Source organism: Janthinobacterium violaceinigrum, from assembly GCF_009208555.1.
In the GTDB taxonomy this organism is placed as follows: domain Bacteria; phylum Pseudomonadota; class Gammaproteobacteria; order Burkholderiales; family Burkholderiaceae_D; genus Janthinobacterium; species Janthinobacterium violaceinigrum.
Window position 1 is genome coordinate 72,078 of the sequence record NZ_WFLI01000007.1, and the last position, 18,962, is coordinate 91,039.

The 18,962-nt window shown below is 63.6% G+C and carries 15 protein-coding genes; 2 read left to right on the forward strand and 13 right to left on the reverse strand.

The window, feature by feature from the left end; genetic code table 11:
• Positions 1 to 124 precede the first annotated feature (124 nt).
• The 12 genes from GCN75_RS08185 to leuS all read right to left on the reverse strand — a co-directional run bounded on the left by GCN75_RS08185 (position 125) and on the right by leuS (position 16,653).
• Positions 125 to 763 carry a DUF4197 domain-containing protein gene (locus GCN75_RS08185; RefSeq protein WP_226941195.1) on the reverse strand — a complete coding sequence of 213 codons (639 nt, stop codon included), beginning with the start codon at positions 761 to 763 and terminating at the stop codon, positions 125 to 127.
• A 365-nt stretch (positions 764 to 1,128) separates the two neighbouring features.
• On the reverse strand, positions 1,129 to 2,703 hold the full coding sequence (locus GCN75_RS08190) for a tetratricopeptide repeat protein (protein WP_152282122.1): 1,575 nt from the start codon (positions 2,701 to 2,703) through the stop codon (positions 1,129 to 1,131).
• 3 nt (positions 2,704 to 2,706) lie between these two features.
• Positions 2,707 to 4,911 (reverse strand): EAL domain-containing response regulator, encoded by a 2,205-nt coding sequence (locus tag GCN75_RS08195; RefSeq protein ID WP_152254858.1) that lies wholly within the window; start codon positions 4,909 to 4,911, stop codon positions 2,707 to 2,709.
• Between the two features lie 5 nt (positions 4,912 to 4,916).
• Positions 4,917 to 7,070, reverse strand: coding sequence for an HDOD domain-containing protein (locus GCN75_RS08200; RefSeq protein WP_226941196.1), 2,154 nt, complete (start codon positions 7,068 to 7,070; stop codon positions 4,917 to 4,919).
• 203 nt (positions 7,071 to 7,273) lie between these two features.
• Positions 7,274 to 8,482: a multidrug effflux MFS transporter gene (locus tag GCN75_RS08205; RefSeq protein ID WP_152282124.1), complete on the reverse strand. Its 1,209-nt coding sequence runs from the start codon at positions 8,480 to 8,482 to the stop codon at positions 7,274 to 7,276.
• Positions 8,483 to 8,627: 145 nt separating this feature from the next.
• Positions 8,628 to 9,833: a THUMP domain-containing class I SAM-dependent RNA methyltransferase gene (locus GCN75_RS08210; RefSeq protein ID WP_405002792.1), complete on the reverse strand. Its 1,206-nt coding sequence runs from the start codon at positions 9,831 to 9,833 to the stop codon at positions 8,628 to 8,630.
• 100 nt (positions 9,834 to 9,933) lie between these two features.
• Complete coding sequence (locus tag GCN75_RS08215; protein WP_152282125.1) at positions 9,934 to 10,548, reverse strand: 2-hydroxychromene-2-carboxylate isomerase; 615 nt, start codon at positions 10,546 to 10,548, stop codon at positions 9,934 to 9,936.
• A 10-nt stretch (positions 10,549 to 10,558) separates the two neighbouring features.
• Entirely contained in the window at positions 10,559 to 10,996 is a 438-nt protein-coding gene (locus tag GCN75_RS08220; protein ID WP_034745744.1) for a CopD family protein, read from the reverse strand.
• Positions 10,997 to 11,080: 84 nt separating this feature from the next.
• On the reverse strand, positions 11,081 to 12,364 hold the full coding sequence (locus GCN75_RS08225) for a glutamate-5-semialdehyde dehydrogenase (RefSeq protein WP_405002793.1): 1,284 nt from the start codon (positions 12,362 to 12,364) through the stop codon (positions 11,081 to 11,083).
• A gap of 11 nt (positions 12,365 to 12,375) precedes the next feature.
• On the reverse strand, positions 12,376 to 13,392 hold the full coding sequence (gene holA / locus GCN75_RS08230; RefSeq protein WP_058048018.1) for a DNA polymerase III subunit delta: 1,017 nt from the start codon (positions 13,390 to 13,392) through the stop codon (positions 12,376 to 12,378).
• Between the two features lie 10 nt (positions 13,393 to 13,402).
• Positions 13,403 to 14,011 (reverse strand): LPS-assembly lipoprotein LptE, encoded by a 609-nt coding sequence (locus GCN75_RS08235; protein ID WP_152282127.1) that lies wholly within the window; start codon positions 14,009 to 14,011, stop codon positions 13,403 to 13,405.
• A 2-nt stretch (positions 14,012 to 14,013) separates the two neighbouring features.
• Positions 14,014 to 16,653: a leucine--tRNA ligase gene (gene leuS, locus GCN75_RS08240; protein ID WP_152282128.1), complete on the reverse strand. Its 2,640-nt coding sequence runs from the start codon at positions 16,651 to 16,653 to the stop codon at positions 14,014 to 14,016.
• Between the two features lie 155 nt (positions 16,654 to 16,808).
• Here leuS and GCN75_RS08245 point away from each other — a divergent pair, with 155 nt between their 5' ends.
• Both GCN75_RS08245 and GCN75_RS08250 read left to right on the forward strand, forming a co-directional pair.
• Positions 16,809 to 17,573 carry an AraC family transcriptional regulator gene (locus GCN75_RS08245; protein ID WP_226941197.1) on the forward strand — a complete coding sequence of 255 codons (765 nt, stop codon included), beginning with the start codon at positions 16,809 to 16,811 and terminating at the stop codon, positions 17,571 to 17,573.
• A 52-nt stretch (positions 17,574 to 17,625) separates the two neighbouring features.
• The gene (locus GCN75_RS08250) at positions 17,626 to 18,018 is read left to right on the forward strand and encodes a VOC family protein (RefSeq protein ID WP_226941199.1); all 393 of its coding nucleotides are present in this window, start codon (positions 17,626 to 17,628) and stop codon (positions 18,016 to 18,018) included.
• 6 nt (positions 18,019 to 18,024) lie between these two features.
• On the opposite strand, the gene GCN75_RS08255 is transcribed toward GCN75_RS08250, so the two are convergent.
• Complete coding sequence (locus GCN75_RS08255) at positions 18,025 to 18,921, reverse strand: LysR substrate-binding domain-containing protein (RefSeq protein ID WP_193317418.1); 897 nt, start codon at positions 18,919 to 18,921, stop codon at positions 18,025 to 18,027.
• Positions 18,922 to 18,962 lie beyond the last annotated feature (41 nt).

Here is an 18,962-nt window from a genome sequence, read left to right on the forward strand (position 1 = left end):
AGGAATTTATGTCGCAGAATTTTAACATTGTTTTCTTGTAGCAAATGCTTAACTTGTTTCCCTTGCGCCACACCTGTCTGTGCGGCGCAAGCGCCATCTGTTCCCCTGCGGCAGGCCTACACACTCACTTCAAACTGCCAAACACTTTGCCGATAATCTTGCTGCCATATTCAAGCGGATTGCTGCGGATGGCTTTTTCTTCCTCGCCGATCATCAGGTACAGGCCGTCCAGCGCACGGTCCGTGACATACGCTTCCACCGTCGATTGCTGCTGCGGCACCAGGCCCGTCTTGCCGATCTGGCTCATGGTGCTGTTGTATTTGCTGGCCAGGCCCGAGCGGTCGGTGACGGATTTCACGATGGGCAGGAATTTGACGGCCAGGGGTGCGGATGTTTTCTGACGGAAAAAGTCCGTCACCGAAGTGTCGCCACCGGACAGAATATTTTTCGCATCGGTCACGCTCATCGACTTCACCGCATCGAGCAGCAAGGGCTTGGCCATGGGCACGGCAGACTCGGCGGCACGGTTCATCGCCACCACCAGATCGTCCAGTTGCTGGCCGCGCCCCGTCATCTTCAGCAAGGGCTTGGCTTGCTCCAGGATGCCGGGCAACTTGATTTTCACCTTGTCGTTATTCAGAAATCCATTTTCAACGCCCAGTTTGGCTACGGCAGCGGCGGAGCCGGCGTCCAGCGCCGCCTTCAAGCCACTGCTGGCCTCCTGATTGGTCAGGGCAGCGAGTGGGTTGGCCGCGATTGCCATGGACGAGCATAACGCCACAGCGCACAACAGGGCGGCGGAGGAAGCGGGGAGGAATTTCGGGCGCATAATCATCCTTTGTTTAAGAGCCAGTGGCGCATCGGGCGATTCGTGAACCCTTAGCATAGCAAACCACGGCGGCGCCGGCACTTTTGTCGCTGAAGAAATATACGTGTGTACCGGCGCGGGAGCGCACGATACAACAAATCCTGTTGTATCCACGCACGTTTGGACGGTGCCGCATGGTATGGATGGGAGAGGCCTGCACGCGCCGGCGGGCGAAAGATGCCTGCAGCTCAACGAAACAGCTGTCGACATGGCCCGGCAGGCCCGCTTCGCACAGGCAATGCCGCGATATGCAATCGAGGTTAATCGGCCAGCGCTGCCAGGCGCTGGCGCACCTGTATCAAGTCGGTTTCGCGCATGCGCGCCGCCGTCTGGCGCAAGGATTTTTCTGCGCCGGCCACGCCGGCCGCCGCCGCCATCGACAGCCAGATATACGCCTGCTGCAAATCGAGCGGGCCACCCTGGCCGCTGGCCGCCATCAAGCCCAGGTTCATTTGCGCCCGCGCATGGCCCTGGCGCGCGGCCAGCGCATACCAGTCCCAGGCGGCGGCATAATCCTGCGGCACGTCCTGGCCATTGTCGTGCCGCAAGCCCAGCGCGAACTGGGCCAGGCTGTGGCCCTGCGCGGCGGCGCGGCAATAACAGGCGCAAGCCAGCTGGCTGTCGGGCGCCGGGCCGTCGTCGCGGTCGTGCAGCACGCCCTGCATGTATTGCGCCGGCGCGTAATCCTGCTCGGCGGCACGGCGGTACCATTCCAGCGCCAGCACCAGATCCTGCGGCACGCCCTGGCCATGTTCATGGCGCAGGCCCAGGTCGAACTGCGCCCGCACATGCCCCTGGTCGGCCGCCTTGCGGTACCAGAAGATGGCTTCCTGCGCATCGACAGGCATGCCCTGCCCATGTTCATGCAGCAGTCCCAGCTGATACTGGGCCGCGGGAAAACCCTGCCCGGCCGCCTGGCGGTAGAACACCTGCGCCCGCGTATAGTCCTGCGCGCCATGTTCATGGTGCAGGCCCAGGTTGTGCTGGGCCGCCGCGTGCCCTTGGCTGGCCGCCTTCACATACCACTCGAGCGCCGCCTGTTTATCGCAGGGCACGCCCTGGCCATTGTCGTAGATCAGGCCCAGGTTGAACTGCGAACTGGCATGGCCCTGCTCGGCCGCGCGCCGGTACCAGGCGATCGCCTGCCCGCTGTCCTGCGGCAGCACGTCGCCATTTTCATAGCGCAGCGCCAGGTTGAACTGGGCCGGCGCGTATCCCTGCTCGGCCGCCTTGCGCATCCAGGCACTGGCCTGCTGGCGGTCCTGGCGCACGCCCTGGCCATTGTCGTAGCGCAGGCCCAGGTTGAACTGGGCCCGCGCATATCCCTGCTCGGCCGCCTTGCGGTACCAGGCGATGGCTTGCACGAAGTCCTGCGGCACGCCCTTGCCATTGTCATACATCATGCCCAGATTGTTTTGCGCGCCCGCGTCGCCCTGCTCTGCCGCGCGGCTGAACCACAGCATGGCTTGCCCGCTGTCCTGCGCGATACCCTGGCCCTTGGCATACAGCCAGCCCAGGTTGTACTGCGCCGCCGCGTAGCCCTGCTCGGCCGCCTGCTGGTACCAGTGCGCGGCCTGCACGAAGTCCTGCGGCACGCCCTGTCCCTTCTGGCTCATCACGCCCAGGTTGTATTGCGCGTGCTCGAGTCCCTGCGCAGCAGCCAGGCCATACCAGTGCAATGCCTGCGCATAGCTTTGCTCGATACCCTGGCCATTGAAATACATGAAGCCCAGGCTATGCTGGGCGTTCGCATTGCCCTTCTCCGCCAGTCCTTTCAGGCGCAGGTAGTCAGCCGTGTAATGAGCGGCCGTGTAGCGGGGATCTGCAGGCGGCATGGATCAGGCCTCGATGGCCAGCGGCTGCGGTTCGCCCGGTGCGGCACCGGCGATCAGGCGGTTCTGCTCCTGCAGCACGCCGATGAAACTGCCCAGCGAAATGGGCCGGTGGTACAGATAGCCCTGCATCGTGGTGCAGCCCTTGTCCTGCAAGTAGCGCGCCTGGCCTTCCGTTTCCACGCCTTCGGCAATCAGGTGCAAGCCCAGGCCGCGCGCGATGGAAATGATGGCCAGGATGACGGGATAGTGCCCGTGCTCGTCGTGGATTTCCTTCACAAACGACTGGTCGATCTTGATCGTGTGGATGGGGAAGCGGTGCAGATACGACAGCGATGAATAGCCGGTGCCGAAATCGTCGATGGCGACCGACACGCCCAGCTGGCACAGCTTGTTCAACTGCTCGATCGCATACTGCGGATTGCGGATGCAGATGTTTTCCGTGATTTCCACTTCGATCTTTTCCGGCGCGATGCCATAGCGCGTCAGCGCGCCGCGCATCTTCTCGAAAAAGTCGCCCCGGTCCAGGTATTGCGGCGACAAATTGAGCGACAGGCGCACGGCTTCGCCGCCGGCCGCGTTCCACTGCACCAGATCGCGGCACAGGGCGCCCAGCATCCAGTCCGAGATCGGCAGCATCAAGCCGTTTTCCTCGGCGAACGGCAGGAATTCGCCGGCCGTCAACAAGCCCCGTTGCGGGTGGTTCCAGCGCATCAGGCCTTCGGCGCCGACGATGCGGCCCGTCATCACATCGACCTGCGGCTGGTAATACATCTCCAGCTGGTTCAGCTCCAGCGCCTTGCGCAGGCTCTGCTCGAGCGCGATCTTCTGGTGCGACACGTCGAGCATGGACTCGTGGTAAAAACTGTGGCCGTTCTTGCCCAGCGCCTTGACCTGGTACATGGCGATGTCGGCATGGCGCAGCAGTTCGTCGATGGTCTCGCCATCGCCCGGATAAATGGCGATGCCGATGGAAGCCGAAATGTGCACCTGGTTGCCATCGAGGTCGAAGGGCTGGTGCAGGCATTCGAGGAACTTGTCGGCGATCAGGCGCGCATCCTGGCGGTCGCGCAGTTCCGGCAGCACGATGGTGAATTCATCGCCGCCCTGGCGCGCCAGGGTATCGCCGCGGCGCAGGCAATCCTTCAGGCGCAGCGCCACCTGCTGCAGCAGCTCGTCGCCCTTCACGTGGCCCAGGGTATCGTTGACCAGCTTGAAGCGGTCCAGGTCGATGAACATCACGGCCAACTCCGTCAGCTTGCGCCGCGCCTGGATCACGGCCAGCCCCAGGCGGTCCTTGAACAGCATGCGGTTCGGCAGGTCCGTCAGGATGTCGTGGTAGGCCTGGTAGGAAATGACTTCCTCGGCGCGCTTGCGGTCGGTGATGTCGCGCGCCACGCCGTAGGTGCCGAAGTATTCCTGCTTGCGGGCTTCGTGATCGAGGCTGTGCATGCCGATCGAATTGAGCGGGATCGTCATCAGGGTATTGTTGAAGGTACGGTCGCTGCCGCTGCCGCTATGGCACTTCAGGCGCAGTTCCACATTGCGCGAGGCGCGCTCGTCGAGGCGGCGCTCGTTGAAGGCATAGCGCGCCCGCTCCTGGTCTTCATCGTGGACGAGGATCGAGTAATGGCTGCCGATCAGTTCTTCGCGGCTAAAGCCCAGCAACTGGTGCACCCGGTCGTTGATGAAGGTGATGCGGCCCTCGTGGTTCAGGGTATAGATGATGTCCGGCGAGCTGTCGACCAGGTAGCGGTACATCTTTTCCGAGTTTTCCAGCTGCAGCGCGATGCGCTCGTTCTCCAGCGCCAGCTTGCGCTTCTGCAGCGCGTTCTCCACCGTCTTGAGCAGCTCTTCGCGGCTGTAGGGCTTGCGCAGATAATCGTAGGCGCCGCGTTTCAGGGCACCGATGGCCGCCTCGATGCCGACGTCGCCGCTCATGACGATCACGTCGCCCTCGATGCCGCGCCGGTTGATGTGGTCCATGATTTCATGGCCGCTCATGTCGGGCAGGCGCAGGTCGAGCAGGATCAGGTCGAAGCGCAGTTTCGACAATTGCGCCAGCGCCTCGCTGCCGCAGGTGGCCGTGTACAGCTGGTAGCCGCGGTCCTTCAGCAATTCGTGGAGGGAGGCGAGCAAACGGGGCTCGTCGTCGACGAGCAGGATGCGCGGGCTGTTTTCCAGGTCAAATGGAATGGCGGAGGAGTTCATGGACGTTACGAAGACAGGGCGGTGTTGCCGGGGGCGGGCAGCGCGGCTGCGGCGGCCGCCGGCAGGGGAATGGGCAGCAGGATTTCAAACGAGGTGCCGGACTTGCTGCTGCGGCAGCCGATCACGCCATGCAGGCGCGTGACAAGGTCGTGCACGATGGACAAGCCCAGGCCGTGATGCGCGCCTTCCTTGCTGCTGCGCACGGGGGAAAACAGATTGGCCAGCACTTCCGGCGCCAGGCCGGCGCCATTGTCGCTGACGCACAGTTCCAAATACAGGCGGCGGTCGCGGTTGACGTGGCCACGGTTCGCCACTTCGATGCGTCCGCCATCGGGCAAGGCTTCGACGGCGTTTTTCAGCAGGTTGAGCAGGATTTGCTTGAGCATGTCGGCATCGGCCTCCACCTCGCATGGCGCATCCTGCATGCGCGTGACCACTTCGATCTTCGGCGGCAGGAAATCGGTGGCGCGGAACAACCGCAGCACGTCGTCGACCACGCGCGCGCAATCGGTGACGCCACTGGCCGCCGCCGGCTGCAGATCGGCCAGGCCGCTGATCAACTGGCCGACCCGGTCGATTTCCTCGTTCAGGATCGACATCTCGCCCGTCACCGGCTCCTGCTTCTCCAGCTTGTGATCGAGCACGCTCAGGTAGTTCTTGATGATGGACAGCGGGTTATTCACTTCATGCACGACGCGGCGCGATGCGGCGCGGTATTCCTCGGCCACGTGATCGAGCTGGCGCCGTGCCAGGCCGCGCGCGCTGATGGCCGTTTCCAGCGCCGTGGCGGCCTGGTTGGCATACGCGCGCAGGAAACCTTCGCGCTTCTGGCAGGCGGGAATCTGCCACGCCGCCACGCCGCCGATCAGCACGCCCAGGCTGCGCTGGCCCGCCACCAGCGGCACGCAGACCAGGCTGTCCGTGCCGAGAATGCGGAACAGCTGCTCCTCGACGATGCCCAGCGCCGGCATGTCGCGCTTTAAGAACGCCTGCCTGCACTCCAGGGCCGACGCGGCCAGCGGACCGCCCTTGGCCAGCGGGATCGAAAAGCCGGCCAGGCGCTGCTGATGTTCGCCCGCCGCCACGCCCACCAGCGCATGGCCGGTGGGGTTTTGCAGCAGGATGACGGCCGTGTCGAAGTCGAACAGGATGCGCGCCGAACGCGTAATGGCTTCGAGCAGGCTGCTCTCGCCCTGCTGGCGGGCAAAGGTCTGCCCCACCTCGGATACCAGTACCATGTTGCGCACTTCATCGGACAGGCGCTGCTGCACCGGATCGACGGCTGGCGGCGCATACGCGGGCGGCGTGACGATATCGTCCGCGCCCGTCAGGTCGATGCCCAGGTGCTGCGCGGCCTGCTCCACCTGGCGCGCCACGCTGCCGGCCAGGTCTTCCAGCGCTGCGACGTCCAGCGCGCACAGGCTTGCCGCCTGCGCGATCGACTCCGCATCGTCGGCATGGCTGCACAGCAGATGCGCCAGGCGCACGATGCGGATCAGGGGATGGCTCGCTTCCAGGCGCGCCAGCGGTTCATGGTGATACAGCACGCTGTCGGCCAGGAAGGAATCGAGATGCCAGCGTTCGATCAGCCAGGCGCCCGCTTCGGCATGCGTGATCTGCAGGGTGCGCTGCTCCACCGCGCACAGGGCGGCATCGTCGCGCGCCGTGAAATTGAACGCGTATTCCTTCGGCGCCGTGGCCAGCAAGGCCAGGCGGCCCACGTTGTGCAGCAAGCCTGCCAGATACGCTTCCTCCGCGTGCGGATAAGCCATGGCCTTGGCCAGCGCGCGCGCCATGACGGCAGCCGATAGCGAGCTTTTCCAGAAGGCGCGCAAATCCGTGCTGCCGGAATGGGGAAAGCTGTTAAAGGTCTGGAAGACGGATTCGCTGATGACCAGGGTCTTGATCATGTCCGTGCCCAGCGAGACGAGCGACTGTTCCAGGCTGACGACCTTGCCCTGACGGTGGTAGGCCGAGCTGTTGGCCACGCCGAGGATCTTGCTGGTCATGCCCGCATCCTTGGCGATCAGGGCGGCCAGCTCCGGCATGCCGGCATCGTCGGCCTGCAGGTGGGCGATCAGCTTGATGAGGATCTGCGGCATGGCCGGCAGGCGGGCAATCAGCAGGCGATTGCGAATATCGTGATCAGATTGATGCATCGTATCAGGCATTGCCGGTTCGATAAGGAAGAGCGCTCAGCAGCGAAGCGCGGCCACGTTCAGAGGAATCCTCCACTCCTGTAACCAAAAAATAGACTGCCTGAGAGGATGCCGGGAAAAAAGTCATCTTATCATAAGCCTCGGATATTACTTGCAATATAGAAAATTAAGTTGAAATAAATCCAGCGTTCTGCCATGGAAACTTATGCCTTGATGGCACCAAGTAAACGGTGGCGGAAGCGCCGCGAGAGCAGCCACAGCGCCAGTGCCAGCGCCGTAAATCCCAGCTGGCCCGACGCCAGCCACAGCACGGAACCGGACAGCAGCGGCGAGATCACGCCGGCCACCACGGCACCGAGCAAGGTGCTGGCAAACGACTGGCACGAGGCCACCGTGCCGCGGATATGCGGGAACAGGTCCAGCGCCAGCAAGGTCGCGCCGGGCCCCACCAGCGACATGCCGAAGGTGTAGAAGAACAGGGGCAGCACCGACCAGGGCAGCGATGGCGGCAGGAACAGGTGGTACACGACATTAACGCTGGCCGCGCACAGCAGGAAGGCGAAGCCGATGCCGATCTGGCGCGCGAACGTGACCTTGCCGGCGATGCGGTTGGCCGCCAGCGCCCCCATGAAAATCCCGCTCACGCACGGGATGAACAGCCAGCCGAACTGCGATGGACCCAGGTGCAGCTGCTTGGGCAGCATTTCCGGCGCGGCCGTGATGAACAGGAACAGGCCCGCGAAATTGAGGGCGACGATGCCGGCCTTGATGTGAAACAGGGGCGAGCGCAGGATCTGTCCATAGCTCGACGCCAGGAAACGGGGATTGAAGGGCTGGCGCTTTTCCACCGGCAGGGTTTCGGGCAGGCGCCAGTAGCAGAACGCCAGCAGGATCACCGTGTAAAAGGCGAGGAACAGGAAGATCGAGCGCCAGTCGAACCAGATGACGATCCAGCCGCCGAGAATCGGCGCCACGGCCGGGGCGATGGAAAAGATCATCGTCACCAGCGACAGCAAACGGGCCGCCGCCGCATCGGAATACAGGTCGCGGATGATGGCGCGGCTGATCACCACGCCGGCGCCGGCCGACACGCCCTGCATGATGCGGAAGAACCACAGATAGTGCACCGTGTGCGCCGAAGCGCAGCCGAGCGAGCCGATGGCAAACATCAGCAGGGACACGAGGATGACGTTGCGCCGGCCGAAGGTATCCGAGATCGCGCCATGCCACAGCACCATGCCGGCAAAGGCCAGCATGTAGAACGTCAGCGACTGCTGCACTTCCAGCGGCGACGCCTGCAGCGAACCCTGGATCGCGCCAAAGGCAGGCAGATAGGTGTCGATCGACAGAGGGCCCAGCATCGACAGGCCGGCCAGCATCATGGCCAGCGCACCGCGGCTCAAAGGCGCCATATGGCTCGGTGTGGGAGGCGGAACGGGTGTGACCGGGTCGGGCGGCACATCGGCCGGAGGGGTGGGAAACATGGCGGGTCCAAAGTGGCGCGCGGACCGGTGACGGTCCGCGCGCGGGGTTACTGCGGGATCTTGCGACGAACGCTTACTGCTGTGGCTTCGGCTTGGCTTCTTCTCTACGGTTGTACCCGGCGACCATATCAAAGCGGAACAGACGGCATTCCAGCGCGCCGTTGAAGAACGGCGTCTTGCGCGCTTCCTTCAGACGCAGCAGCTTGGGCAGACCCAGGTCGGCCGTAAACAGGAACACGGTCCAGCCGGCGAAACGCTGCTTCAGGGTCGTGCCCATGGCCGAATAGAAGGACGTCGACAGTTCATCTTCCGGAATGGTGCTGTCGCCGCGCACGCCGATACGCTCGCCGTAAGGCGGGTTGGTCAGCATGATGCCCGGCACGTCGCTTGGCGGCTTGACTTCCTGCGCCTCGATCTGCTTCAGCGGCACCTCGAAGCGCACGCCGGCGCAACGCAGGTTATGGCGCGTCATCGCCACCATGTCGCCCGAGATGTCGCTGCCGAAAATGGTCGGCTCGGCCGGCAGCGGATTGACCTTGATGGCGTTTTTCATGGCATTCCACGGCGCCGGATCGAAGTCGTGGAAGTTTTCAAAGGCGAACTGGCGCGAGGCGCCCGGCGGAATACCTTGCAGCATCTGCGCCGCTTCGGCCAGGATGGTGCCGGAACCGCACATCGGGTCGAACAGCACCATGCCCGGCTTCCAGCCCGACACGCGCAGCAGGCCGGCGGCCAGGTTTTCGCGCAGCGGCGCGTCGCCCGTCTCTTCGCGCCAGCCGCGCTTGAACAGGGCTTCGCCCGAGGTGTCGAGATACACGGTAAACGTGTGCGCGTCGAGGAAGCCGACGATGCGCATGTCCGGCGTCTTGGTGTTGACCGACGGACGCTCGTTAAACTGGTCGCGGAAGCGGTCGCAGATCGCATCCTTGATCTTCAATGTCGTGAATTCCAGGCTGCGCAGCGGCGACTTCACGGCCGTGACGTCGACGCGGATCGTGTGATGCACGCCGAACCAGTCTTCCCAGGATTGCGCCAGGGTCAGGTCATAGATATCGTTTTCCGTCTTGTAGCCGGAATGGGCCATGCGCATCAGCACGCGCGAAGCAATGCGCGAATGCAGATTGATGCGGTAGGAATCGAGCAGGTCGCCCGAGCAGTGTACGCCGCCCGGCACCTGGTTGTGGACCTTCATGGTCGAACTGTCCTGGGCAATCTCGCCCAGTTCCTCGGCCAGCGCCGCTTCCATGCCGCGCGGGCATGGGCAAAAATATGAAGCCATGGTTGGTGTACCCTTATTCCATTGTGTTGAACGCCCGCTAAATTACAGGCGCTGCTTACTACGTTAAAAAATACGACGTTAAAAAACTGCTTTTGCTTGACTACCCTGCCAGCGCCCGCTCGACAAAATCGAGGCGGTCCTGGCCCCAGTAACCCTCGCCATCGACGATGTACCACGGCGAGCCGAAGACGGAAGCGGCGGTGGCTGCCTCCGTGTTGGCGTCGTATTCGGCCTGCACGCTGGCCGTTTCCGACGTCTTGAGCAACTGGCGGCCATCAAAGCCCGCGTCGACGGCGATCTGCACCAGCGTCTCTTCGTCGCCGATGTTGCGCTCTTCGGCCCACAGGCCGCGCATGATGGCGTGCGCCAGGTTCAGCGACGCTTCCACGCCATGCGCCAGGCGCGTGGCGATGATCAGCTTGGCAGACGCTTCCGGCGATACGGGAAAGAACTTCGGCTGCAGATTCAAAGGCACTTGCAGGAAGGCCGACCAGCGCGCCAGTTCGGCAAGGCGGTACGCCTGGCGCTGCGGCGCGCGCTTGGCCAGCGGCAGGCCGCCCGACACGCTGAAGACCTTGCCCAGATCGAAGGGCCGCACGTCGATCTGCGCGCCCGTCTTCGCGGCGATGGCCATCAGGCGCGCGTGGCCCAGGTAGGTCCATGGCGAGTGGGGCGCGAAGAAATACTGCACGACTTTGCTCTGGCTTGCACTCATCTCGACTCCCTTAGAAAGGCTTGACCACGACCAGCACGACGACGGCCAGCAGCATCACCACCGGCACCTCGTTAAACCAGCGGAACCAGGTGTGGCTGCGCTTGTTGAGACCTTTTTCAAACTTGCGCAGGATGGAACCGCAGGCGTGGTGATAACCGAGCAGCAGCACCACGAACGTCAGCTTGGCGTGCATCCAGCCCGGCATCTTCATGCGGCCTTCGCCCCCGCCGTACAGCATCCACATCAGCGCCAGACCCAGCACCATGGCCGGCAGCGCCAGCAGGGACATGAAGCGGTACAGCTTGCGCGCCATCAGCAACAGCCGCTCGGTCGCCACCGTTTCCGTCTCCATCGCCAGGTTCACGAAAATGCGCGGCAAGTAAAACAGGCCGGCGAACCAGGACATGACGAAGATGATGTGGAAGGCTTTGGTCCAGAGAAAAAGCATGGGGTTTCCAGTGTCAGAGAGCTACAGAAATGAGAGCACGGGCCACCTCGTGGGCCGCCCGCGCACGCGTACTACCTACGTTTCTTACTTGCGCACTTCGCCGTGGCCAAAGACCACGTATTTGAGCGAAGTCAGGCCTTCCAGTCCCACCGGGCCGCGCGCGTGCAGCTTGTCGTTCGAGATGCCGATCTCGGCGCCCAGGCCATATTCGAAGCCGTCGGCGAAACGCGTCGAGGCATTCACCATCACGGAAGCGGAATCGACTTCGCGCAGGAAGCGCAGCGCATCGCTGTAGTCTTCCGTGATGATGGCTTCCGTGTGTTTCGACGAATACTGGTTGATGTGATCCATCGCTTCGTCGATGCCGTCGACCACTTTTACCGACAGGATGGCGGCCAGGTATTCGGTGCGCCAGTCTTCCTCGGTGGCGGGCACCAGGTGCGGATAGGCAGCGGCAGCCAGGATCGCATGGCTTTCAGGGTCGGCGCGCAGTTCCACCTGCTTGGTCAGGTACAGTTCAGCCAGCTGCGGCAGCACGGTCGCGGCGATGGCGCGCGACACCAGCAGGGTTTCCATGGTGTTGCAGGTGCCATAGCGGTGGCACTTCGCGTTGAAGCCGATTTCCAGCGCCTTTTTCAGATCCGCCTTGGCGTCGATGTAGACGTGGCAGATGCCGTCGAGGTGCTTGATCATCGGCACGGTGGCCTCGTCCATCAGGCGCGCGATCAGCCCCTTGCCGCCGCGCGGCACGATGACGTCCACGTACTGCGGCATGGTGATCAGGGCGCCGACGGCGGCGCGGTCGGTGGTATCGATGACCTGCACGGCATCGGCCGGCAAACCTGCTCCCAGCAGCCCTTCCTGCACCAGCTTGGCCAGCGCGCGGTTGCAGTGAATGGCTTCCGAGCCGCCGCGCAAAATCGTCGCGTTGCCGCTCTTGATGCACAGGCCGGCCGCGTCCACCGTCACGTTCGGCCGCGCTTCATAGATGATGCCGATGACGCCCAGCGGCACGCGCATCTGGCCCACCTGGATGCCCGTCGGGCGGAATTTCATGTTCGAGATTTCGCCGATCGGATCGGCCAGCGCGACGATCTGCGTCAAGCCTTCGACCATGGTGGCGATGGCGGCGTCGGACAGGGTCAGGCGGTCGAGCATGGCCGGCGCCAGGCCGGCGGCCGCCGCCGCATCGAGGTCGCGCTGGTTGGCCGCGCGCAGCAGGTCCGCATCGCGCACGATGGCGGCGGCGATCAGGCTCAAGGCGCGGTTGCGCGTGGCGCTGTCGGCACGCGCCATGGCGCGCGACGCGGCGCGTGCGCGCGTGCCCACGTCCTGCATATATTCTGTGATGTCCATGCTCGTATCCATATAGTAAAAAACTAGCCTCGGGCGATCTTCAGGCCCAGCTGCAGCATGGCGTCCCAGGCATCGCCCGCGTAGCCCTTGGCGCGCAAGCCCTTGATCATCTTGTCCACCTGCGCCGCCTGTTGCAGCGCCGCTTCCAGCACGGGCAGCGAAATGCGCCGCAGGGCCGGCTCCATCATCCGCTCGCGCGGTCCCCAGATGCGGTACTCCTTCAGCAGCGCACCCAATGGACGCCCTTGCGCCATGCCGGCCTTCAATTTTAACAGCGTGCGGATTTCCTCGGAGACGGCCCACAAGACCAGCGGCAGCGCCTCGCCCTCGCCCTTCAAGCCTTCGAGCATGCGCACCAGGCGCGCCGGATCACCGGCCAGCATGGCTTCGGACAGCTTGAAGACATCGTAGCGGGCCACGTTCAGCACCGCGTCCTGCACTTGCTCGTACGTCAGCTTGCCCGCAGCATGCAGCAAGCCCAGTTTCTGGATTTCCTGATGCGCCGCCAGCAAATTGCCCTCCACCCGTTCGGCGATGAAGTCGATGCTGGCCCGTTCGGCACTCTGCCCCTGCGCGGCCAGGCGCTGGGATATCCAGGCCGGCAACTGCGCCCGCTCCACATTCGGGATGTCGATATACACGGCCGCCTGCTGCAGGCTGGCCACCCACGCCGCCTTCTGCGTGGCCCAGTCCAGCTTGGGCAAGGTGATCAGGGTCAGGTTGTCGGGACTGAGGTTTTTCGCATAGCTTTGCAGCGCCGCGCCGCCATCCTTGCCCGGCTTGCCGGTGGGGATGCGCAATTCGATCAGTTTTTTATCGCCAAACAGCGACAGCTCCTGGTTCGCCGCCAGCAGTTCGCCCCACTTGAAGCTGCGCTCCACCGTCAGCACGTCGCGCTCGGAGTAACCCTGCGCGCGCGCCGCGCGGCGGATCTTGTCGGCCGCTTCCAGCGCCAGCAAATGTTCATCGCTGGTGATCACATACAGCTGCGCCAGCGGCTTGGCCACATGCCCGTCGAGCGCGTCTATCCGCAATTGCATGGCGTCCCCGTTACTGCTGCGGGGCGGCCGGCGCGACCGGCGTCACGGGCGCCACTGGCGCCACCGACATGGCCGGCAGCACCGGCTTGATGGCGGCCAGGCGGCGCATGATCTGCTGCACCAGGTCGTTGCGCATGTCGCGGTACAGCGCCGCTTCCTCGGTTTCCTTGGCCAGCACCTGCGAATCGTCGAAGGTGATCGGACGCACCAGGCTGATGGTAGTCGGTACCAGCAACTGGTTGCCGGCCTTGTCGACGACGCGGAAATTGATCGAGTAGCCGAGCTGGTATTCCTGCACCCGGCCATTTTTGTTCAGCGACAGAATGGTCTTGGTACGGTTCCTCTCCGGGTCGCTGAGCACTTCAAGCACGGCGTCGGCGCCATCCTTGGTGCTCACCACCTCCGTGCTGCCGATGGCGCGGATATAGCGCTTCAGGCCGATCGCCAGCGGCGACGTATCGGGCAAGCCGATATACATCGTCGCGAACGGCAGCATGAAACTGCCGTTCGAACCGCGCAAGTGAAAGCCGCAGGCCGACAACAGCAGGGTCAGGGCGATGGCCAGCATGGCGCGCCATGCGCGCCCGCCCAGCAGCGATACGGAAGAGGAGGTCGTCATGATTACACCACGATGCTGATTAACTTGCCTGGCACGACGATGATCTTCTTCGGCGTGGTCTCGACGTACTTTTGCACACTTTCGCACGCCAGCGCGGCCGCTTCGATGCTGGCCTTGTCCGCATCCTTGGCCACCGTGATCGAGCCGCGCAGCTTGCCGTTCACCTGGATCATCATCTCGATTTCGGACTGTTCCAATGCGGCCGGGTCGACTTGCGGCCACGGCGCGTTGAGCAGGTCGCCATGCACGCCCGCATAGCCCAGCTCCTGCCACAGCACGTGGGTGATGTGCGGCGCGACAGGGTTGAGCAGGCGCAGGAAGATGGAGAAGCCTTCGGCGATCAGGGCCTTCGACTGCGCGCTGTCGTCGAGCTTGGCCGATTCCAGGGTGTTGAGCATCTTCATGCAGGCCGACACCACGGTGTTGTACTGGATGCGCTTCAAGTCGTAATCGGCTTGCTGCAGCAGCTTGTGCAATTCGCGGCGCAGGTTTTTCTGCGCGTCGCCCGTGGCAGGCGCGGCGCCGCCGGCCAGTGCCGCCTGGATGCCGGCCGACTGCGCGTAGCCGAAGTTCCACACGCGGCGCAGGAAGCGGTTTGCGCCTTCGACGCCGCTGCCCGACCATTCCAGCGTCTGTTCCGGCGGCGAAGCGAACATGGTGAACAGGCGGGCCGTGTCGGCGCCGTACTGCTCGATCTGCGCTTGCGGGTCGATGCCGTTATTCTTCGATTTCGACATTTTTTCCGTGCCGCCGATTTCCACCGGCTGGCCGTCGGCCACCAGGATGGCGCTTTGCGGACGGCCCTTGTCGTCGAGCGACAGGCGCACGTCGTCCGGGTTGAACCAGGTGGTCTTGCCCGCCGCATCCTTGCGGAAGTAGGTTTCGTTGAGCACCATGCCTTGCGTCAGCAGGTTCACGAATGGCTCGTCGAACTTGACCAGGCCGAAGTCGCGCATGATCTTGGTCCAGAAGCGCGCGTACAGCAAGTGCATGACGGCGTGTTCGATGCCGCCGATGTACTGGTCCATCGGCATCCAGTAATCGTTGCGCGCGTCGACCATGGCGTCGTTCGAGCCTGGCGAGGTATAGCGCATGTAGTACCACGACGAATCGACGAAGGTATCCATGGTGTCCGTCTCGCGGCGTGCCGGCTTGCCGCACTGCGGGCAGTCGCACTGGAGGAACGCTTCATATTTGTTCAGCGGATTGCCCGTGCCGTCCGGCACGCAGTCTTCCGGCAGCACCACCGGCAGATCTTTTTCCGGCACCGGCACCACGCCGCAGTCGGCGCAATGGATCATCGGGATCGGCGTGCCCCAGTAGCGCTGGCGCGAAATGCCCCAGTCGCGCAGGCGGAACGTGGTTTTCTTTTCGCCCAGGCCCAGTTCGGCCAGGTCGGCGGCCACCGCATCGACGGCGGAGGCGAAATGCAGGCCGTCGTATTTGCCGGAAGCGACGCAGACGCCATCCTTGCTGCCATACGATTCCTGCCAGGCATCCGTCGAGAATTCCTGGCCCTTGACTTCGATCACTTGCTTGATCGGCAGGTCGTATTTCTTGGCAAAGCCGAAATCGCGCTCGTCGTGCGCCGGCACGCCCATCACGGCGCCATCGCCGTAGGTGATCAGCACGTAATTGCCGACCCAGACTTCCACTTGCGCGCCCGTCAACGGATGGGTGACGAACAGGCCCGTCGGCATGCCCTTCTTCTCCATCGTTGCCATGTCCGCTTCGATCACGGAACCGAGCTTGCATTCGGCGTTGAAGGCAGCCAGTGCGGGATTCGTCTGCGCAGCGTGGATGGCCAGCGGGTGCTCGGCGGCCACGGCGCAGAAGGTCACGCCCATGACGGTGTCCGGACGCGTGGTAAACACATACAGCTTGCCGTCGCCGATCAGGCTGCCTTCGGCATCCGTGATCGTGTGCGGGAAGGCGAAGCGCACGCCCGTCGACTTGCCGATCCAGTTGGTCTGCATGATGCGCACGCGCTCGGGCCAGCCCGGCAGCTTGTCATCCACATACGCCAGCAACTCTTCCGCGTAATCGGTGATGCGCGCGTAGTACATGGGGATTTCGCGCTTTTCGATCAGCGCGCCCGAACGCCAGCCCTTGCCATCGACCACTTGTTCGTTGGCCAGCACGGTCTGGTCGATCGGGTCCCAGTTCACGGTACCGGTCTTCTTGTAGATGATGCCTTTTTCCAGCATCTTCAGGAACATCCACTGGTTCCATTTGTAGTATTCGGGCTTGCAGGCGGTCATTTCGCGCGACCAGTCGATGGCCAGGCCCATCGATTCCATCTGCTGTTTCATGTGGGCGATGTTCGAATACGTCCATTGCGCGGGCGGCACGTTGTTGGCCATGGCCGCGTTTTCCGCCGGCATGCCGAACGCATCCCAGCCCATCGGCATGAGCACGTTGTAGCCGTTCATGCGCAGGTAGCGGTACATCACGTCATTGATCGTATAGTTGCGCACGTGCCCCATGTGCAGCTTGCCCGAAGGGTAAGGTAGCATCGAGCAAGCGAAATACTTGCCTTTTGGGAAACGCGGGTCGTGTTCGACGGCTTTATAGGCGTCGATCGCCTTCCAGTGCGATTGGGCGGCTTGTTCGACGTCGGCGGGACTATATTTATCTTGCATGATGTGCGGCCAATAGTGGATATGAACCGAGCATTATACTGGTTGTCGCCACCCGATAGCGCGGCGCGCTGGCGGCCCCGTCTCGCATATTTTTGCCGGTGTCCAATTATGCTGTGTCATATGTCACAATCTTGTTCTTTGCATCAACGCCGGCCATGATCGTCTATCAGGAATATCCGCCCATCCCCGCCCTGCGACCCTGGCTGGACTGCGTCTGGACGTGCCGCGTGCAAACGGGCGCCACGCCCCTCACGCACCAGGTCTTGCCCGACAATTGCATCGACATCCTGTGCCAGGACCAGCACGATGCCAGCTTTGCCGTCGGCATGATGACGGCACCGATTGCCGTCGTCAGCCAGGGCCGCGTGCAGACGGTGGCGGCCCGCTTCAAGCCGGGCGCGGCGGCGCGTTTCTTCCAGCTGCCCTTGTGTGAACTCAACGATGGCCGCGCGGGATTGCAGCAGTTGTGGGGGCGCGACCTGGCGGCACGCCTGGACGATGCGCTGTGGAGCGATCCCCTAAGCAATATGCAACGCATTGCCATTTTGCAAGATTATCTGCTGCTGCGCCTGCGCGCCGGGCCGCCCCTGGCGCCGGCGAGCGTGGCCGTCCACGCCATCGCGGCCATCGAAGGCGCGCAGGGTCTGGTGCGCGTGGAGGGCCTGGCACGGCAGCTGGGCGTGTCGCGCCAGCACCTGGCGCAGCAGTTTCGCCAGCAAGTCGGCATCAGCCCCAAGCTGTTTGCCCGCATCTGCCGCTTCCGTGCCGCCAGCCTGGGCGTGAAGAGCCTGGCGGGACAGCCGGACTGGGCGCAGGTGGCCCTGAAATATGGCTATTTCGACCAGTCGCACCTGATCCACGACTTCCAGGATTTCGCCCACAGCTCGCCCGAGGCATGGCTGACGGGCCGGCGCGCATGACCACCTTCCATTTTTCCAATCGCGCGCCGCGCGCCGGTGGCATCATGGCGTCATGCATTTCAACCAACAGGAGCAGAACATGATCAAGGGCTTGCGCACCGTCACCTATCCCGTCCCCGACCTGGACCAGGCCAAGGCCTGGTACAGCCAGGTATTTGGTACGGCGCCGTATTTCGACCAGCCGTTTTATGTGGGGTTTGCCATCGGCGGCTTCGAGCTGGGCTTGCTGCCGGGCGGCGAGCCGGGCACGCAGGGCAGCGTGACGTACTGGGGCGTGGACGGCATCGAACAGGAAGTCGAGCGCATCATCAAACTGGGCGGCACCCTGCACCACCCAATCACGGACGTGGGCGACGGCATCCGCACGGTGGAATTGCTCGACCCGTTCGGCAACCAGATCGGCCTCATCGACAATCCCCATTTCGATACGGCCAAGGTGGTTTGAGTTGCCTCAGGCGGCTTCGCCTTGCAGCCACAGCCGGAATTGCTGCAAGGCCGTTTTTTCATGCGCCGCTTCCGGCGTAATCAGGTAATACGCCCGCTGCCCCCGCAGTGGGCGCTCGCACGCGATGCGCAGCTCGCCGCGCGCCAGTTCCGCCTCCACCAGCATGCGCGGCAGCAAGACCACGCCCTGCCCTTGCACGGCGGCCATGGCCAGCATGGAAAACAATTCATAGCGGGCGCCATAACGGGCCAGTGCGCCATCCACTTGCATGGCGTCAAACCACTGGCGCCAGGCGCCCGGGCGCGTACTTTGCTGCAGCAGGGTCAGTTCCAACAAGTCCTGCGGCTGCCAATGGCTGCGCGCCGCCAGCAGGCGGGGGCTGGCGACGGGCACGATCTCTTCATGCATGAGCAAGGTGGCGCGCGTGCCGGGCCAGCGCGCCAGTTGCTCGGGCGTGCCCGCATACAGGGCGCCGTCGTATTCCGTATCGGCAAACATGAACGGTTTCGTATAGGCATCGATATGCACGACGATGTCCGGGTGCTGCCCCGCCAGCGAGGACAGCCGCGGCATCAGCCAGCGCGTGGCAAACGTGGGCACGGAAGCGAGCTGCAAGGCGCCGCCACCGCCCTGGCGCGCCATGGTGTCGAGCGTGTCGCGCTCGAGGCCGTCGAGGCGCGCCGCGATCTGCCGCGCATAGGCGGCGCCGGCGCTGGTCAGCAGCACGCCATGGCGCGTGCGCTGGAACAATTGCACACCGAGAAAACTTTCCAACGATGAAATCTGGCGCGACACGGCGCTTTGCGTCAGCGACAGTTCGCGCGCCGCATGCGTGTAGCTCTGGTGGCGCGCGGCCGCCTCGAAGCAATTCAAGGCTTGCAGCATGGGAATTTTGCGTGACATGGGGATATCCGGCCGGTAAAAGACCGCCAGTATGCCGCAAG

Excerpts from the sequence above, each read along its gene's own strand:
- GCN75_RS08185 (WP_226941195.1), bottom strand. The coding sequence starts at position 763 with ATGGCAATCGCGGCCAACCCACTCGCTGCCCTGACCAATCAGGAGGCC.
- holA (WP_058048018.1), bottom strand. The coding sequence starts at position 13,392 with ATGCAATTGCGGATAGACGCGCTCGACGGGCATGTGGCCAAGCCGCTG.
- GCN75_RS08205 (WP_152282124.1), bottom strand. The coding sequence starts at position 8,482 with ATGGCGCCTTTGAGCCGCGGTGCGCTGGCCATGATGCTGGCCGGCCTG.
- GCN75_RS08190 (WP_152282122.1), bottom strand. The coding sequence starts at position 2,703 with ATGCCGCCTGCAGATCCCCGCTACACGGCCGCTCATTACACGGCTGAC.
- GCN75_RS08200 (WP_226941196.1), bottom strand. The coding sequence starts at position 7,070 with ATGCATCAATCTGATCACGATATTCGCAATCGCCTGCTGATTGCCCGC.
- GCN75_RS08220 (WP_034745744.1), bottom strand. The coding sequence starts at position 10,996 with ATGCTTTTTCTCTGGACCAAAGCCTTCCACATCATCTTCGTCATGTCC.
- GCN75_RS08225 (WP_405002793.1), bottom strand. The coding sequence starts at position 12,364 with ATGGATACGAGCATGGACATCACAGAATATATGCAGGACGTGGGCACG.
- GCN75_RS08210 (WP_405002792.1), bottom strand. The coding sequence starts at position 9,833 with ATGGCTTCATATTTTTGCCCATGCCCGCGCGGCATGGAAGCGGCGCTG.
- GCN75_RS08215 (WP_152282125.1), bottom strand. The coding sequence starts at position 10,548 with ATGAGTGCAAGCCAGAGCAAAGTCGTGCAGTATTTCTTCGCGCCCCAC.
- GCN75_RS08250 (WP_226941199.1), top strand. The coding sequence starts at position 17,626 with ATGCATTTCAACCAACAGGAGCAGAACATGATCAAGGGCTTGCGCACC.
- GCN75_RS08255 (WP_193317418.1), bottom strand. The coding sequence starts at position 18,921 with ATGTCACGCAAAATTCCCATGCTGCAAGCCTTGAATTGCTTCGAGGCG.
- GCN75_RS08235 (WP_152282127.1), bottom strand. The coding sequence starts at position 14,011 with ATGACGACCTCCTCTTCCGTATCGCTGCTGGGCGGGCGCGCATGGCGC.
- GCN75_RS08195 (WP_152254858.1), bottom strand. The coding sequence starts at position 4,911 with ATGAACTCCTCCGCCATTCCATTTGACCTGGAAAACAGCCCGCGCATC.
- leuS (WP_152282128.1), bottom strand. The coding sequence starts at position 16,653 with ATGCAAGATAAATATAGTCCCGCCGACGTCGAACAAGCCGCCCAATCG.
- GCN75_RS08245 (WP_226941197.1), top strand. The coding sequence starts at position 16,809 with ATGATCGTCTATCAGGAATATCCGCCCATCCCCGCCCTGCGACCCTGG.